Below are 15,971 nucleotides of genomic sequence, written 5' to 3'. Positions count from 1 at the left end.
GGCAGCGGGGCCGCGCGGCGCGCGCAGCCCGGCCCGTGTGATCAGCGCTTGCGGATCGGCGTCAGCGCTTCCGGGTTGGCGACGCTCGACATGTCGCCCTGGTCGAACGCGAGGATGTTCCTGAACGCCGCGCTGAAATAAAGCTCGTAGCTTTCGCGTTCGACATAGCCGATGTGCGGCGTGCAGATCACGTTTTCCATTCGCAGCAGGCTGTAGCCTTGCAGGATCGGCTCGCTCTCGAACACGTCGATCGCGACCATCCCCGGCCGGTTGTGCGACAGCGCGTTGACGAGCGCGTTTTCCTCGAGCAGCTCCGCGCGGCTCGTGTTGACGAGCAGCGACGTCGGCTTCATCCGCATCAGGTCTTCCTGCTTGACGATCCCGCGCGTGTCGTCGTGCATGCGCAGGTGCAGCGACAGCACGTCGCTCTGCTCGAACAGCGCTTCGCGGCTCTCGGCGGCCGTATAGCCGTCGGCGCGTGCGGCCTCGAGCGAATGCTCGCGGCCCCAGATCAGCACGTTCATCCCGAACGCCTTGCCGTAGCCGGCGACGAGCCGGCCGATCTTGCCGTAGCCCCAGATGCCGAGCGTCTGGCCGCGCAGCACCTGGCCGAGGCCGAAGTTCGGCGGCATGGCCGACGTCTTCAGGCCCGACTGCTGCCATGCGCCCTGCTTCAGGTTCGCGACGTATTGCGGAATGCGGCGCTGGGCGGCCATCACGAGCGCCCAGGTCAGTTCGGCGGGCGCGACCGGCGAACCCGTGCCTTCGAGCACCGCGATGCCGCGGTCGGTACAGGCTTCGAGATCGATGTGGCTCGAGACGCGGCCGGTCTGGCTGATCATGCGCAGGTTCGGCAGCTTGGCGAGCAGTTGCGACGAAATCGGGGTCCGTTCGCGAATCAGCACGAGCGCCTCGACTTCCGCCAGACGGCTCGCGAGCTGTCCCAGGCCGCGCACCGTGTTGTTGAAGACCTTCACGTCGTGGTCGGCAAGCATCTCGAAGCAGTTCAGCTTGCGGACGGCGTCCTGGTAGTCGTCGAGGATGGCAATTTTCATGGTGAGCGGGTGTCGCGCGTTGAAAGCGGCGGTGGCGGCGGCGCACATCGCGCACCCGTCCCGCCCGGCCGGGGCCGACATGATGCTACGTCGGCCGCCTTCATGGTGCCTTTTTAACAGGTTGTTACGCTCCGCCGCAATTGGCGGCAGCCACACCTGGCGCCGCTCGCGTGCGGTACGGCCGGGTGCGCTGTTGTGTCGCATCAAATACGTCTTTCCTGATTCGGCTGCTTACTCGACGAGGTTCACCCAATTGTTGCTCCAATCAGAATAGTTGGATCAACTATCCGCAGATGGCGAGGATTTTTGACTATTTTTATCGTCAACAGGGGCCTTGTTGAGCAACTCTGCATCATTTCCGCTGTCGTAGGAGAATTACGCATTTGCTTCATCTTTTTGAAGTTGTAACAGCGGCAGGAGTCGTTTATGGATCATTTGCAGTCGATGCGCGTGTTCGTCAAGGTTGCTGATCTCGGCAGTTTCGCGCGGGCCGCGAGCGCAATGGATATCTCCAACGCGGTCGCGACGCGTCACGTCGCCGATCTGGAAGGCCGGCTCGGCACGCGTTTGCTGAACCGCACCACCCGCAGTCTTTCCCTGACCGAGTCCGGTCAGGTCTATCTGGAGCGTGCTCGCCAGATCCTCGATGAGCTCGAGGACGTCGAGCAGATGGTCGTTGCGCGCAATCACGAGCCGGTCGGCACGCTGCGCATCGTCGCGCCGGTCGTGTTCGGCCTGCACAACCTCGCGCCCGTGTTGCAGTCGTACACGGAGAATTTCCCGAAAGTGGTGCCGGATCTCACGCTGGTCGACCGGCAGGTCGATCTCGTCGAGGAAGGTTTCGACGTCGGCATCGTCGTCACGCGCCAGATGCGCAGCGCGAGCATCGTCACGCGGCGGCTGACCACGGGCTGCATGACCGTGTGCGCGACGCCGAGCTATCTGGAGAAGCATGGCGTGCCGACGCATCCGGAGCAGCTCGTCGCGCACCCGAGCCTGAGCCTGCCGGCCGAATACTGGGGCGACGAGCGTGTGTTCACGGGGCCGGACGGCGAAGTGCGCGTGCGCCCGACCAACGTGATCGTCGCGAACAACACGGCGATGCTGCGCCAGTTCGCGCTGCTCGGGATGGGGGTTGCGATCCTGCCGAGCTACCTGATCGGCAGCGACATCGCGCGCGGCGCGCTCGTGCGGCTGCTGCCGGATTTCCGGCTGCCGCAGGTCGAAATCAACATCGCTTACCCGAGCCGGCGCCATTTGCCCGCGAAGGTGCGCACGTTCATCGATCACCTCGTCGAGCATTTCAGTCACTCGACCGAAGCGACGATCGGCGAGCAGTGGGCCGCGCAAGGTGCGCCGCTCGCGCCGATCGGCGTCGAGACACGTGCGGAGCAGCCCGAGGCGGCCGACCCGAACCTGTCGCCGCGCCTGCCGCGTTCGCCGCGCACGCGCGTCGCCGTGCCGTCGCCGCTGTAACGGCGCGACGGCCGGGCGGCGGTTGCCGCCGGCACCAAGAAAAAACGCGGATCGAGCGATCGATCCGCGTTTTTTTATGGCTGCCTGCCGGAGCCTGATCCGCCGGGAGGGCCCCGGCGATCTGGCCGTTACGAGCCCGTCTTGCGCGCGGTCGTTTTGCGAGCGGCGGTCTTGGCGGCGGTCTTGGCAGCGGTCTTGCGGGCCGGTGCCGGTTTCGCTTCGGCGCCTTCCGTCACGGTTTCGGCATCCTTCGTCGCCGATTTTGCCGTCTTCTTCGCGGCGGCGGCCTTCGGTTCCTTCTTCTCGAACTCGAAGCCGATCTTGCCGTCCGGCTGCTTCACGAGGAACGCCTTGAAGTTGCGGCCCGTCCGCGACGACTTGAAGTTCGGCAGCAGATCCGTGCGGCCGTCGGCGAGCAGCTTGCCCATCTGCTCGCGCGTGATTTCCTGCTGCAGGATCACCTTGCCCGAGCGGAAGTCGCAGGTCTTCGGGTTCGCGACCGAGTGCTCGCACACGTAGCTCATCCCGTGTTCGAATACGCGGCCCTTGCACTTCGGGCATGCGCCGACCGGCTCCTGCGCGGAGAAGTCGGGCGCTTCGCCTTCCTCGCCGCCCTGGTCCTGGCCGAAATCGAACTCGAGCTTGTAGTTCTTCGTCTCGTCGTCGAAGGACAGCTTGAGGATCGCCGAGAACGGGCGGCCCATCTTGCTGCGGAACCCGGACAGCGGACCGATTTCCTTCTTCTGCAGCAGCTCCTCGACTTCCGGGATCTCGAACTGCCGGCTGCCCGGGATCTTCGAGATCGAGAACTCGCACTTCGTGCACGCGAAGCGGCGGTAGTTTTCCTTCACCTGGCCGCCGCAGTTCGGGCACGGCGTCTCGAGCGTCGCGTAGTCGCCGGGAATCGTGTCGGAATCGTATTCCTTCGCGCGCTTGACGATCTGCTGCGTCATGCGGGCGATTTCCTGCATGAACGCATCGCGCCCGAGGTTGCCGCGCTCCATCTGCGACAGCTTGTATTCCCATTCGCCGGTGAGCTCGGGCGCGGTCAGTTCCTTCACGCCGAGCCCGCGCAAGAGCGTCATCAGCTGGAATGCCTTCGCGGTCGGGATCATTTCGCGACCCTCGCGCAGCAGGTATTTCTCGCCGAGCAGGCCTTCGATGATCGCCGCGCGCGTGGCCGGCGTGCCGAGGCCCTTCGCGGCCATCGCCTCGCGCAGCTCGTCGTCCTCGACCAGCTTGCCGGCGCCTTCCATCGCGGACAGCAGCGTCGCTTCCGAGTAGCGGGCGGGCGGTTTCGTCACGAGTGCGACCGCGGCGATCTCGTCCGTCTTCACCTTCTCGTCCTTCTGCACCGGCACGAGGTTCGCGTCCGCGCCTTCGGCGTCGCGGCCGTACACCTGCAGCCAGCCCGGCTCGACGAGCACCTTGCCTTCGGTCTTGAAGTGATGGCCGGCGACTTCGGTGATCCGCGTCGTAACGCGGAATTCGGCGGCCGGGAAGAACACCGCGAGGAAGCGCTTCACGACCAGGTCGTACAGCTTCTGCTCGGGCTCGGACAGTGCCTTCGGCGCCTGCAGCGTCGGGATGATTGCAAAGTGGTCGCTGATCTTCGAGTTGTCGAAGATCCGCTTGTTCGGCTTCACCCAGCCCTTGTCGAGCACCTGCTTCGCATGCGGCAGGTAGTTGTTGCTCTCCTTGAGCATCTCGAGCGTCGACTGGACCGTCGAAATGTAGTCTTCCGGCAGCGCGCGCGCGTCGGTACGCGGGTAGGTCAGCACCTTGTGCTTTTCATACAGCGCCTGCGCGAGACCGAGCGTGTTCTTCGCGGAGAAGCCGAAGCGGCCGTTCGCCTCGCGCTGCAGGCTCGTCAGGTCGAACAGCAGCGGCGACAGTTGCGTCGACGGCTTCGATTCCTCGGAGACCGTGCCGATCTGGTCGCGGCATGCGGCGACGATCGTTTCGGCGGCCGGCAGGCTCCACAGGCGGGAGTCGCGTCGCTCCGGATCGAATTCGTCGCGCTTGAATTTCGGGTCGTACCACTTGCCTTCGTAGAAGCCACCCGCGCACGCGAATGCGGCTTTCACTTCCCAGTAGTCGCGCGGGACGAAACGACGGATTTTCTCTTCGCGTTCGACGACGATCGACAACGTTGGCGTCTGGACGCGGCCGACGGTCGTCAGGAAGAAGCCGCCGCCCTTGCTGTTGAACGCGGTCATCGCGCGGGTGCCGTTGATCCCGACGAGCCAGTCGGCTTCCGAGCGGCAGCGTGCGGCGTCGGCGAGCGGCTGCATGTCCGTGTCGCTGCGCAGGTTCGCGAAGCCGTCGCGGATGGCCTGCGGCGTCATCGACTGCAGCCACAGGCGCTGGACCGGCTGCTTCGCCTTCGCGTGCTGCGCGATCAGGCGGAAAATCAGTTCGCCCTCGCGCCCCGCGTCACATGCGTTGATCAGGCGCTCGACGTCTTTGCGCTTCATCAGCTTCGTGAGCACCTTGAGGCGCGACTCGCTTTTTGCGATCGGGTTCAGGTCGAAATGCGGGGGGATGACGGGCAGATGCGCGAAGCTCCATTTCCCGCGCTTGACCTCGTACTCTTCCGGGGCGGCGATTTCCAGCAAGTGGCCGACAGCGGACGAAAGGACGAAATCGTCGCTTTCGTAATACTCGTCATGCTTGGTAAAGCCGCCCAAAGCGCGTGCGATGTCGTTCGCGACAGAAGGCTTTTCCGCAATGATCAGTGCTTTGGACATGACAGGTGTGTGTTGGTAGACCGGGTTCGCCGGTTGTGGGTCCCTTTTACGACCGCTTTATAGCACACGCCGCAGCGACGGCGGCTCAGCGCGTAAAAAGCGGCCCATCATAGAGGGGGGCTGCAACGGCGGCAAGCGCCCGGCGCGGCGGGGCGCGCAAACGCGCGAAAAACCGCCGGCCGGCTCGTGAATTCAGGCTTCGACGTTCAGCACGTTGCGCAATTTCGGTGCGTGCGGCGCACCGGGTACCGCGCTCAGGTCGGACAGCATCCGCTCGACGATCGCCGCGTGCGGCAGCACCGTGCCGAAGAAGCGGGCGGTGTTGGCATCCTCGATCAGGATCGTCGGGAAGTTCTCGACGTCGAGCTCGTCGAGCCGGTCGGCATGCGTTTCGATATCGATCCAGGCGAAGCAGGCGTCCGGATGCGCGTCGGCGAGCCGGTCGAAGGCCGTCCGGTAGTCGCGGCACGTGCCGCACCATTCGGCGCACAGGCACGCGACCAGCAACGTGCCGGGATCGGCGAGGCGCTCGGCGATCCGATCCGCATCGGTGTCGAGATTCAGCGCGGGCATGGATTTCCTTGGGTATGTCGTCGGCGGCGTGGCCGCCCCTATGCCGGGAAATGTAGCATGCCGTGCGCGGGCGGGGTGGGCGCCGCGTCAAGCCGCGCGAAGCGTCCGCCGGGGAGGCTTGCGACGCGGCCGGCCAGTTCGAGCGCGAGCAGCGCGCGGTGCAGCACGTCGTCGGACAGGCCGCTGTGCTCGGCGAGCCATTCGTAAGTGACGGGGCCGTATCCCAATGCGGCGAGCACGGCCTGTTCGGACGGGTTGCCGGGCGGTGGAGGTGGTGGTGCTTCGATTTGGGCAGACGCGGCGGCCGGAACGGCGGGATCGGCTCTCCCGATGCCGGAAACGGCGCCGCGGCCGGCGGCTTCGGTTTCCTGCAGGTCGCCGGTGTTCGCGCCCGGATTTTCAGAACACGACGCAACGCCCGCCGTGCGCGTCGTCGGTTCGCCCAGCCCGTATTCCTCGAGAACGTCGAGCGGCGCCGCCGTGAGTTTCGCGCCGTCGCGGATCAGCGCGTGGCAGCCCTGTGCGAGCGGCGCGTGGATCGAGCCCGGCATCGCGAACACATCGCGCCCCAGTTCGTTCGCGAGCCGCGCGGTGATCAGCGAGCCGGAGCGCGGCGCGGCCTCGACGACGAGCACGCCGACAGCGAGCGCGGCGATCAGCCGGTTGCGCTGCGGGAAATGCGCGGCGCGGGCCGGCGTGCCGAGCGGCCATTCCGACACGATCGCGCCGTGCGCGGCGATCTCGTGGGCAAGCGCGCGGTGCCGAGCCGGATAGACGAGATCGGCGCCCGTCGCGATCACGGCGACGGTGCCCGACCGGCCGTCGAGCCCGCCCCGATGCGCGGCGCCGTCGATCCCGAGCGCGAGGCCCGAGACGATCGAAAGCCCCGCGTCGGACAATTCGCGTGCGAAGCGTGTCGCGTCGGCGAGCCCCTGCGGCGTCGCGTGACGGCTGCCCACCACGGCGAGGCCGCGCGCATTCAGCAGGTCGAGACGGCCCTTTACATATAGCAGCGGCGGCGGATCGTGCAGGTCGCGCAGCCGCGGCGGGTAGGCCGGATCGCTGAGCGTGACGAGCGCATTGCCCGGCGCATCGAGCCACGCACGTGCGGCGTCGGTGCGTGCGCCGAGATCGTCGCGCTCGCTCGCGCGCACGGCCTGGGCGGCGGCGGGGCTGCTCACGGCGGCGATGGCAGGGTCGGACGCGCGCAGCAACGCTGCCGGCGAGCCGAAGGCATCGAGCAGCGCCTGCAGCACGGTGGGCGAGAGGCCGGGCGCGTGCGCGAGCTGCAGCCACGCGCGCAGCGCGGAGGCGGTCAGCGTTTGCGGGGACATGAGGCTGCCCTCGAACGCGGCGGCCAGCGGACCGCGTGGCGCCATGATAAAATTTTCATCATCCGAAATACTCGACAGGGCCGCGCGCGCAGGCGCCCGGCCAATTGCAGGAGGCGAGATCCGCGGCATTGATACGCCACGCATCCGCCTCATCTTCATTGCATCCCGGCAGCGGCGCCAGCCGGCCGGATGGCTGATGCGGCACGCCGCTCCACCGAATACCGAACACCATGGCTTTGCTCAATATTCTTCATTACCCCGACAAGCGGCTGCACAAGGTCGCCAAGCCCGTCGACAAGGTCGACGACCGGATCCGCAAGCTCGTCGCCGACATGGCCGAAACCATGTACGCGGCGCCCGGCATCGGCCTCGCGGCCACGCAGGTCGACGTGCACGAGCGCGTGATCGTGATCGACGTTTCCGAGGAGAAGAACGAGCTGCGCGCGTTCATCAACCCCGAGATCGTGTGGTCGAGCGACGAGAAGCAGATCTATGAAGAGGGCTGCCTGTCGGTGCCTGGCATCTACGACGAAGTCGAGCGCCCCGACCACGTGCGCGTGCGTGCGCTCAACGAGCAGGGCGAGGCCTTCGAGCTCGACTGCGAAGGCTTGCTCGCGGTGTGCGTCCAGCACGAGATGGATCACCTGATGGGGCGCGTGTTCGTCGAATACCTGTCGCCGCTCAAGCAGACGCGCATCAAGACGAAGATGAAGAAACTCGAACGCGCGATGTAATGCGCGTTCGCCCTGCCCGACCCCGAACGCTGTCATGACCCATACGTTGCGCGTGATTTTTGCCGGCACGCCGGAATTCGCCGCGGCTGCCCTTGCCGCGATCCACGAGGCCGGTTTTCCGGTGCCGCTCGTGCTCACCCAGCCCGACCGCCCTGCCGGGCGCGGGATGAAACTGCAGGCGAGCGCCGTCAAGCGCTACGCGGTCGAGCACGGGATGCCCGTCGCGCAGCCGCCATCGCTGCGCCGCGCGGGCAAGTACCCGGCGGAGGCGGCCGACGCGATCGAGTTGCTGCGCGCGACCCCGCACGACGTGATGGTGGTTGCCGCGTACGGCCTGCTGCTGCCGCAGGAGGTGCTCGACATTCCGCGCGACGGCTGCATCAACATCCATGCGTCGCTGTTGCCGCGCTGGCGCGGCGCCGCGCCGATCCACCGCGCGATCGAGGCGGGCGACGCCGAGACGGGCGTCACGCTGATGCAGATGGACCTCGGCCTCGACACCGGCGCGATGATCGAGGAGGCGCGGATCGCGATCGCGCCCGACGACACGACCGCGACGCTGCACGACCGCGTCGCCGCCGAAGGCGCGCGACTGATCGTCGACGCGCTCGTGCAGCTCGAGCGCGACGGCACGCTGCCGGCGACGCCGCAGCCGGCCGACGGCGTGACCTATGCGGAAAAGATCGGCAAGCATGAAGCGGCGCTCGACTGGCGCAAGCCGGCCGACGTGCTCGCGCGCCAGGTGCGTGCGTTCGATCCGTTCCCGGGCGGCGTCGCGACGCTCGACGGCGCGGCAATCAAGCTGTGGGCGGCCGAGCCTGTGGCGGCGCGCGGCGACGACGCGGCGCCCGGCACGATCGTCGAAGCCGCGCCGGAAGGCGTGATCGTCGCGTGCGGCAGCGGCGCGCTGCGCGTGACCCAGCTGCAGAAGCCGGGCGGCAAGCGGTTGCCCGCACGCGAATTCCTGGCCGGCTCGCCGCTCGCCGCGGGCCAGCGTTTCGCGTTGCCTGACGGGGCCTGACCGTCATTCGACACGACCGGCCGGCCGTGCGCAATTGGCCGGACGGCCGAGTCGCGCGGCGCGGCAGGCGCGCGTAGAATTTCCCTGCGCTTTCCGGTTTCGAGGTTTTCATGTTCGGCATTACCCATTTCGGCTTCTTCGTGCTCGCGGTTTTCCTGCTGAACGTCACGCCCGGCCCCGATACCGCCTACATCGTCGGCCGCAGCGTCGCGCAGGGCCGCGGCGCGGGGCTGATGTCGGCGTTCGGCATTTCGGCCGGCTGCTGCGTGCATGCGCTCGCGTGCGCATTCGGCCTGACCGCGCTGCTCGCGGCGTCGGCTGCCGCGTTCACGGTGATCAAGCTGGTTGGCGCCGCCTACCTGATCTACCTCGGCGTGCGCATGATCGCCACGAAGCAGGCCGCCGCGCAGTCGGCCGACGCCGCGCAGGCCGCGGCCGCGAAGCCGCTGCGCCAGCTGTTCATGCAGGGTTTCTGGACGAACGTGCTGAACCCGAAGGTCGTGCTGTTCTTCGTGTCGTTCTTCCCGCAGTTCGTGTCGGCCGACAGCCCGCACAAGGCATGGGCGTTCCTGACCCTCGGCGCGGTGTTCGTCGCGATGAGCACGGTCTGGACCAGTCTGGTCGCCTGGGTCGCGGGCAGCGTCACGCAGCGCTTTTCCGGCAAGCCGGGTGTCAAGAAGTGGCTCGATCGCACGGTTGGCAGCGCTTTCGTCGGTCTCGGCCTGCGTCTTGCAACATCGCAACGCTGAGATTGAATTTTTCCGGCAAGACCTTATCTAACAAATCGCTTACAATTTTCCGTCGCGCCCTTTGATGCGCGGCGGGTCCCCTGACGGATAAGGAGTGGGTATGTTCAATTGGGTCAAAACGGCGACGCTGATGGCCGCGATCACGGCCCTGTTCATCGTGATCGGCGGGATGATCGGCGGTTCGCGCGGCATGACGATCGCACTGCTGTTCGCGCTCGGCATGAATTTCTTCTCGTACTGGTTCTCCGACAAGATGGTGCTGCGCATGTACAACGCGCAGGAAGTCGACGAGAACACGGCGCCGCAGTTCTACCGGATGGTGCGCGAGCTGGCCACGCGCGCGAACCTGCCGATGCCGCGCGTCTACCTGATCAACGAGGATGCGCCGAACGCGTTTGCAACGGGCCGCAACCCCGAGCACGCGGCAGTCGCCGCGACGACGGGCATCCTGCGCGTGCTGTCGGAGCGCGAGATGCGCGGCGTGATGGCGCACGAGCTCGCGCACGTGAAGCACCGCGACATCCTGATCTCGACGATCACCGCGACGATGGCGGGCGCGATCTCTGCGCTCGCGAACTTCGCGATGTTCTTCGGCGGGCGCGACGAGAACGGCCGGCCGGCCAACCCGATCGCGGGCATTGCGGTCGCGCTGCTCGCACCGATCGCCGGCGCGCTGATCCAGATGGCGATTTCGCGGGCACGCGAGTTCGAGGCCGATCGCGGCGGCGCGCAGATCTCCGGCGATCCGCAGTCGCTCGCGACCGCGCTCGACAAGATCCATCGCTTTGCGGCCGGCATCCCGTTCCAGGCGGCCGAGGCACACCCGGCCACCGCGCAGATGATGATCATGAACCCGCTGCACGGCGGCGGCCTGCAGAACCTGTTCTCGACGCACCCGGCCACCGAGGAGCGCATCGCGCGCCTGATGGAGATGGCGCGTACCGGCCGCTTCGACTAAGCCTCGGCGCGCCGCGCGGCCGTTGCCGCGCGGGGGCCGCCACGCCACCCCGCACGCTTCGCGCTGCGGGGTGTTTCATTTGTGCGTGCGGTAAAGGGGCCAAAGGGACCGCATGGTCGCACGCTACAATGCGCGGTTTGGGATCGCGAGGCCACGAGGCCAGCGTGATCCCGCCGTTTGCCGCATTTGTTTGCCGCGCCCGTTTGCCGATTTCGCACCGATGACACGAACCCGTTCTTCCGCTCCGTCTTCTTCCGGCCGCCCGGCGCGCCTGTCCGCGCTGCATCTTGCGCCCGAATCGCTCGGCTTCGCACTCGACGCGGCCGCGCAGGCGGTCGATGCGGTGCGGCGCGGCACCGCGCTGCCGGCGGCACTCTCGACGGTGTTCGCGCAGATGGTGCCCGGTGCGCAGTCGCTCGCGCGCGGCGCGACGCAGGACGTCGCGTACCGCACGATGCGTCGGCTCGGCAGCGCGGACTGGCTGATCGGCCGGCTCGTCAGCAAGGCGCCGCCCGCGCACGTGCAAGCGGTGCTCGCCGGTGCGCTCGCATTGCTGCTCGACCCGGTGGACGACGCCGCGTACTCGCCATTCACGGTGGTCGATCAGGCCGTGACCGTGATCGGCGCGCGTCGCGAATTCGCGTTCGCGAAGGGGATGGTCAACGCGGTGCTGCGCCGTTTCCTGCGCGAGCGCGACACGCTCGTCGCGGCGATGCAGGACGATGCCGTCGCGCGCTGGAATTACCGTGCATGGTGGGTCGACGCGGTGAAGCGCGCATGGCCCGACGCATGGCAGGCGATCCTCGCGGCCGGCGAGCGCCAGGGGCCGCTGACGCTGCGCGTGAACGCACGCCGCGCGAGCGTCGACGCATATCTCGACACGCTGCGCACGAGCGGAATCGAAGCGACCGCGATCGGCCGGCATGCGGTGCGGCTTGCGTCGGCGCTGCCGGTCGATCGCATTCCGGGGTTTGCCGACGGTGTCGTGTCGGTGCAGGACGCCGGCGCACAGCTCGCGGCCGAATGGCTCGGCGCGCGCGACGGCATGCGCGTGCTCGACGCATGTGCGGCGCCCGGCGGCAAGACCGGTCATATTCTCGAACTGGCCGACGCGGAAGTCGTCGCGCTCGAAAGCGACGCGACGCGCGCGGCGCGCATCGGCGAGAACCTCGTGCGCCTGTCGCTCGAAGCGGACGTGCGTGTCGGCGATGCGGGTGCGCCCGACGCGTGGTACGACGGCCGCCCGTTCGACCGCATCCTGGCCGACGTGCCGTGCTCGGCCTCCGGTATCGTGCGGCGGCACCCCGACATTCGCTGGCTGCGCCGCGAGGCCGATATCCCGGCGCTCGTCACGGAACAGCGCCGCATCCTGTCGGCACTGTGGCCGCTCGTGAAGCCGGGCGGCGAACTGCTTTACGTGACCTGTTCGATCTTCCCCGAAGAAGGCGAGTTGCAGGCCCGCTGGTTTGAAGCGGCCTGTGAAGATGCGGTACGATTGGACGCCCCCGGCCAGCTGCTGCCGGGCGGAGTGCAGGGAGGGGCGGCCGCCGGCGGACTCGACCAGAACACCGATCACGACGGATTTTTCTACGCGCGGTTTCAGAAACGGTGACGATCAAACACCTTTTTCCACTTCGGCTCGCGGCCGTCCTGATGGTCGCGTTGGCGCTGTGCCTGGCCGTCGTCCGGCCGGCGCATGCCCAGTCGATCGCCGTGCAGCGCGCGTCGCTCCAGGCCGACGGAAGCGGCTGGAGCCTCGACGCCCGCTTCGATTTCGAGCTGAATCCGAACCTCGAGGATGCCGTCAACAAGGGCATCCCGCTTTATTTCACGACCGACTTCGAGCTGAGCCGTGCGCGCTGGTACTGGTTCGACGAGCAGCCGGTGTCGGTGACGCAAACCATGCGCCTGTCGTTCCAGCCGCTCACGCGCGAGTACCGCGTGTCGACGGGCGGCCTGCAGCTCGGCTTCCCGTCGCTGAAGGATGCACTCGCGGTCGTCAGGCACATCACGTCGTGGCACGTGATCGACCGCAACCAGGTGCGCTTGGGGGAAACCTACAACGCATCGGTGCGGATGCAGCTCGACACCGCGCTGATGCCGAAGCCGTTCCAGGTCGACGCCGTGAACAACCGCGACTGGACGCTCGGGTCGGACTGGAAGCGCTTCAACTTCACGGTGACCGAACGTGCTAAATAAAGTGCGCCGCGCGGCCAGCGGGAAGAGCCTCCTCGTTCGCGTGATCGTCTCGACGGTCGCGCTGACCGCGCTGCTGCTGCTCGTGCTGCTCGCGGCCGCGAGCGCGAACACCGAATTCTTCGATCGCTACTACTCGTGGCTGTACGCGACCAACATCGTCGTCGCGCTCGTGTTCCTGCTCGTGGTGCTCGGGCTGATCGGGATGATCGTCGTGCGCCTGAGGAAGGGCAAGTTCGGCACGCGGCTGCTCGCGAAGCTCGCGGTGTTCTTCGCGCTCGTCGGCGTCGTGCCGGGCGGGATCATCTACATCGTGTCGTACCAGTTCGTGTCGCGCAGTATCGAGTCGTGGTTCGACGTGAACGTCGAGACGGCGCTGACGGCCGGCCTGAACCTCGGCCGCGGGATGCTCGATGCGTCGCTGTCCGACCTGCAGACCAAGGCGCGGCTGATGTCCGACCAGCTCGCGAGCGTCGATGCGAACACGAACGGCACGACGCTCACGCTGCTGCGACTGCGCGACCAGTTCGGCGTGCAGGACGCGACGATCGTCGAGCCGACCCGCGCCGGTTCGGGCGCGGCGCCCGACCTGCATATCGTCGCGCAGGCGTCGGGCAATTTCGCGGCGCTGATTCCGGACGACCTGCCGACGTCGCTGATGCTGAGCCAGGCGCGCGAACACGGCGCGTACGCGGCGATCGAGGGCGAAGTCGACGGCGATCCGCGCGCGCACGGCGCAAAGGGCGCGCTGCGGCTGCGCGTCGTGCGGCCGATTCCCGATGCGTCGACGTCGCTGCTGCAGCCGGCCGAACGCTTCCTGCAGCTCACGCAGCCGGTGCCGCCCACGCTCGCGCACAACGCCGACGCCGTGCAGCGCGCGTACCGCGAGTATCAGGAAAAGTCGCTCGGCCGCACGGGCCTGCGCAAGATGTACATCGGCACGCTGACGCTCGCGCTGTTCCTCGCGACCTTCATCGCGATGATGCTCGCGCTCGCGCTCGGCCAGCAGCTCGCGCGGCCGCTGTTCCTGCTCGCGCAGGGCACGAAGGAGATCACGGAAGGCGACTACACGCCGAAGCGCGAGATCAAGACGCGCGACGAGCTCGGCTTCCTCACGCAGTCGTTCAACGCGATGACGCGCCAGTTGTCCGAGGCGCGGCTCGCGGTCGAGAAGAACCGCGTCGCGCTCGAGCATTCGAAGACGTATCTCGAAAGCATCCTCGCGAACCTGACGGCCGGCGTGTTCGTGCTCGACCGCCAGTTCCGGCTGACGACGGCGAACCGCGGCGCCGAGCGGATCTTCCGGCAGCCGTTCAACGCGCTGATCGGCACGACGCTCGACCGGATCGGCGTTGCCGCGGGGTTCGGCGCGATGGTGCGCAAGGCCTTCGCCGATCGCGAGGCGGCGTCCGACGGCGGCAGCGGCGATCGCGGCCACTGGCAGCAGCAGTTCGCGATCGAGATGCCGGGCGAAACCGAACCGCTGACGCTGCTCGTGCGCGGCGCGCGCCTCGTGTCGACGGTCGAGGGGCAGGCCGACGATCCGCAGACGTCCGGTTACGTCGTCGTGTTCGACGACATTTCCGACGTGATCTCCGCGCAGCGTTCGGTCGCGTGGGGCGAGGTCGCGCGCCGGCTCGCGCACGAGATCAAGAATCCGCTGACGCCGATCCAGCTGTCGGCCGAGCGGCTGCAGATGAAGCTGTCCGACAAGCTCGCGCCGTCCGACGCGGATGTGCTCAAGCGCGGCGCGACGATGATCGTCAACCAGGTGGCCGCGATGAAGCGGATGGTCGACGATTTCCGCGAATACGCGCGCACGCCGCCGGCGGTGCTCGCGAACCTGCAGTTGAACGAACTGGCGAGCGAGGTGCTCGGGCTGTACGGTGTCGGTGATGAAGGCAAGAGCCCGATCGTCGCCGAGCTCGCGCCGTCGCTGCCGGTGATTCGCGGCGACGCGACGCAACTGCGCCAGGTGATCCACAACCTGCTGCAGAATGCGCAGGATTCGGTCGCGGAAGCAGCGCATCCGCGTGTGTTGATCGAAACCAAGACAGTAGAATATGGCGATCCCGACGCCGAGGGCAAAACGCGCGTCGCGGTACGTCTTACCGTGTCCGACAACGGGCCCGGTTTTCCGGCGCGCATCCTGACCCGCGCGTTCGAGCCTTACGTGACGACGAAGGCGAAGGGCACGGGGCTCGGGTTGGCCACGGTCAAGAAAATCGTCGATGAGCACGGTGCGCGGATCGATCTGCGCAATCGCATGCACGGCGAGACCGTCGAGGGTGCGCAGGTGTCGATCCTGTTCCTGCAGATGGCGAGTGATGCGCCAGGCGCCGAAGCGGGCGCGCAGGGCGGGGCGACGCCCGCTAAGACAAAAGCAAGTGTGCAGACAAAGGCAGCGTAAATGGCAACCATCCTGGTGGTAGATGATGAAATGGGCATCCGGGAATTGCTCTCGGAGATCCTCAGCGATGAAGGACATGTCGTCGAGGCGGCGGAGAACGCGCAGGCCGCGCGGGAATACCGGCTGAATCAGGCGCCCGATCTCGTGCTGCTCGATATCTGGATGCCCGATACCGACGGCGTGACGTTGCTCAAGGAATGGGCGGCGCAGGGGCTGCTGACGATGCCCGTGATCATGATGTCCGGGCACGCGACGATCGATACGGCCGTCGAGGCGACGAAGATCGGTGCGCTCGATTTTCTCGAGAAACCGATCGCACTGCAGAAGCTGCTGAAGTCCGTCGAGCACGGTCTCGCACGCGGTGCGGCGCCCGTGTCCGCCAACGCGGCGGCGAAGGCCGGTGCCGGGCAGGCGGCAGGGCCCGCGGCGGTTGCGTCCGCGGCTGCGCTGCCGACGCTCGGCGACGACATGGCAGCGGCACTCGGCCTCGCGGGCCAGACGGCCGCGATCCCGTTCGACATTCCGTTGCGCGAAGCGCGCGATGCATTCGAGCGCGCGTACTTCGAATATCACCTCGCGCGCGAGAACGGCAGCATGACGCGCGTCGCGGAGAAGACGGGCCTCGAGCGCACGCACCTGTATCGCAAGCTCAAGCAACTCGGCGTCGAGCTCGGCAAGAAGCCGTCCGAAGGCGCGATATAAAATTTTTTGCGAA

At 67.3% G+C, this 15,971-nt stretch carries 14 protein-coding genes; 9 read left to right on the top strand and 5 right to left on the bottom strand.

The window, feature by feature from the left end; translation table 11 throughout:
• Positions 1-41: 41 nt before the first annotated feature.
• Positions 42-1,055: a D-2-hydroxyacid dehydrogenase family protein gene (locus ACN22W_RS17340; protein WP_048244785.1), complete on the bottom strand. Its 1,014-nt coding sequence runs from the start codon at positions 1,053-1,055 to the stop codon at positions 42-44.
• A 426-nt stretch (positions 1,056-1,481) separates the two neighbouring features.
• Here ACN22W_RS17340 and ACN22W_RS17335 point away from each other — a divergent pair, with 426 nt between their 5' ends.
• Complete coding sequence (locus tag ACN22W_RS17335) at positions 1,482-2,531, top strand: LysR family transcriptional regulator (protein WP_129513264.1); 1,050 nt, start codon at positions 1,482-1,484, stop codon at positions 2,529-2,531.
• 128 nt (positions 2,532-2,659) lie between these two features.
• Here the strand turns inward: ACN22W_RS17335 and ACN22W_RS17330 are convergent, their stop codons facing one another.
• From ACN22W_RS17330 to ACN22W_RS17315, 4 genes are all read right to left on the bottom strand, one after another.
• Positions 2,660-5,281 carry a DNA topoisomerase III gene (locus ACN22W_RS17330; RefSeq protein WP_419685549.1) on the bottom strand — a complete coding sequence of 874 codons (2,622 nt, stop codon included), beginning with the start codon at positions 5,279-5,281 and terminating at the stop codon, positions 2,660-2,662.
• 192 nt (positions 5,282-5,473) lie between these two features.
• Positions 5,474-5,854, bottom strand: a complete 381-nt coding sequence (locus ACN22W_RS17325) for a thioredoxin family protein (protein ID WP_129513262.1) — start codon at positions 5,852-5,854, stop codon at positions 5,474-5,476.
• Positions 5,855-5,892: 38 nt separating this feature from the next.
• Complete coding sequence (gene dprA / locus ACN22W_RS17320) at positions 5,893-7,233, bottom strand: DNA-processing protein DprA (RefSeq protein WP_419685547.1); 1,341 nt, start codon at positions 7,231-7,233, stop codon at positions 5,893-5,895.
• A 13-nt stretch (positions 7,234-7,246) separates the two neighbouring features.
• Complete coding sequence (locus ACN22W_RS17315; protein ID WP_226800059.1) at positions 7,247-7,420, bottom strand: hypothetical protein; 174 nt, start codon at positions 7,418-7,420, stop codon at positions 7,247-7,249.
• On the opposite strand from ACN22W_RS17315, the gene def reads away from it, so the two are divergent.
• The 8 genes from def to esaR all read left to right on the top strand — a co-directional run bounded on the left by def (position 7,419) and on the right by esaR (position 15,958).
• Positions 7,419-7,922, top strand: coding sequence for a peptide deformylase (def, locus tag ACN22W_RS17310; protein WP_048244704.1), 504 nt, complete (start codon positions 7,419-7,421; stop codon positions 7,920-7,922). The two genes, ACN22W_RS17315 and def, sit on opposite strands and share 2 nt — an antisense overlap.
• Before the next feature lie 34 nt (positions 7,923-7,956).
• Positions 7,957-8,943: a methionyl-tRNA formyltransferase gene (gene fmt / locus ACN22W_RS17305; protein WP_419685546.1), complete on the top strand. Its 987-nt coding sequence runs from the start codon at positions 7,957-7,959 to the stop codon at positions 8,941-8,943.
• A 110-nt stretch (positions 8,944-9,053) separates the two neighbouring features.
• Positions 9,054-9,692, top strand: a complete 639-nt coding sequence (locus tag ACN22W_RS17300) for a LysE family translocator (protein WP_419685544.1) — start codon at positions 9,054-9,056, stop codon at positions 9,690-9,692.
• Between the two features lie 100 nt (positions 9,693-9,792).
• Positions 9,793-10,650: a zinc metalloprotease HtpX gene (gene htpX / locus ACN22W_RS17295; protein WP_129513258.1), complete on the top strand. Its 858-nt coding sequence runs from the start codon at positions 9,793-9,795 to the stop codon at positions 10,648-10,650.
• 220 nt (positions 10,651-10,870) lie between these two features.
• Entirely contained in the window at positions 10,871-12,262 is a 1,392-nt protein-coding gene (gene rsmB, locus ACN22W_RS17290) for a 16S rRNA (cytosine(967)-C(5))-methyltransferase RsmB (RefSeq protein WP_419685542.1), read from the top strand.
• A complete protein-coding gene (locus tag ACN22W_RS17285) occupies positions 12,259-12,849 on the top strand; it encodes a DUF4390 domain-containing protein (RefSeq protein WP_048244696.1) in 591 nt (196 codons plus the stop codon). The genes rsmB and ACN22W_RS17285 overlap by 4 nt, the downstream gene beginning before the upstream one ends.
• Entirely contained in the window at positions 12,839-15,256 is a 2,418-nt protein-coding gene (gene esaS, locus ACN22W_RS17280; protein ID WP_129513256.1) for a sensor histidine kinase EsaS, read from the top strand. Before ACN22W_RS17285 ends, esaS begins: the two co-directional genes overlap by 11 nt.
• Entirely contained in the window at positions 15,257-15,958 is a 702-nt protein-coding gene (esaR, locus tag ACN22W_RS17275) for a response regulator transcription factor EsaR (RefSeq protein ID WP_048244693.1), read from the top strand.
• Positions 15,959-15,971: the final 13 nt, after the last annotated feature.

The organism is Burkholderia theae (genome assembly GCF_048565265.1).
Taxonomy (GTDB): domain Bacteria; phylum Pseudomonadota; class Gammaproteobacteria; order Burkholderiales; family Burkholderiaceae; genus Burkholderia; species Burkholderia theae.
This window is presented reverse-complemented; position numbering and strand designations above follow the sequence as displayed.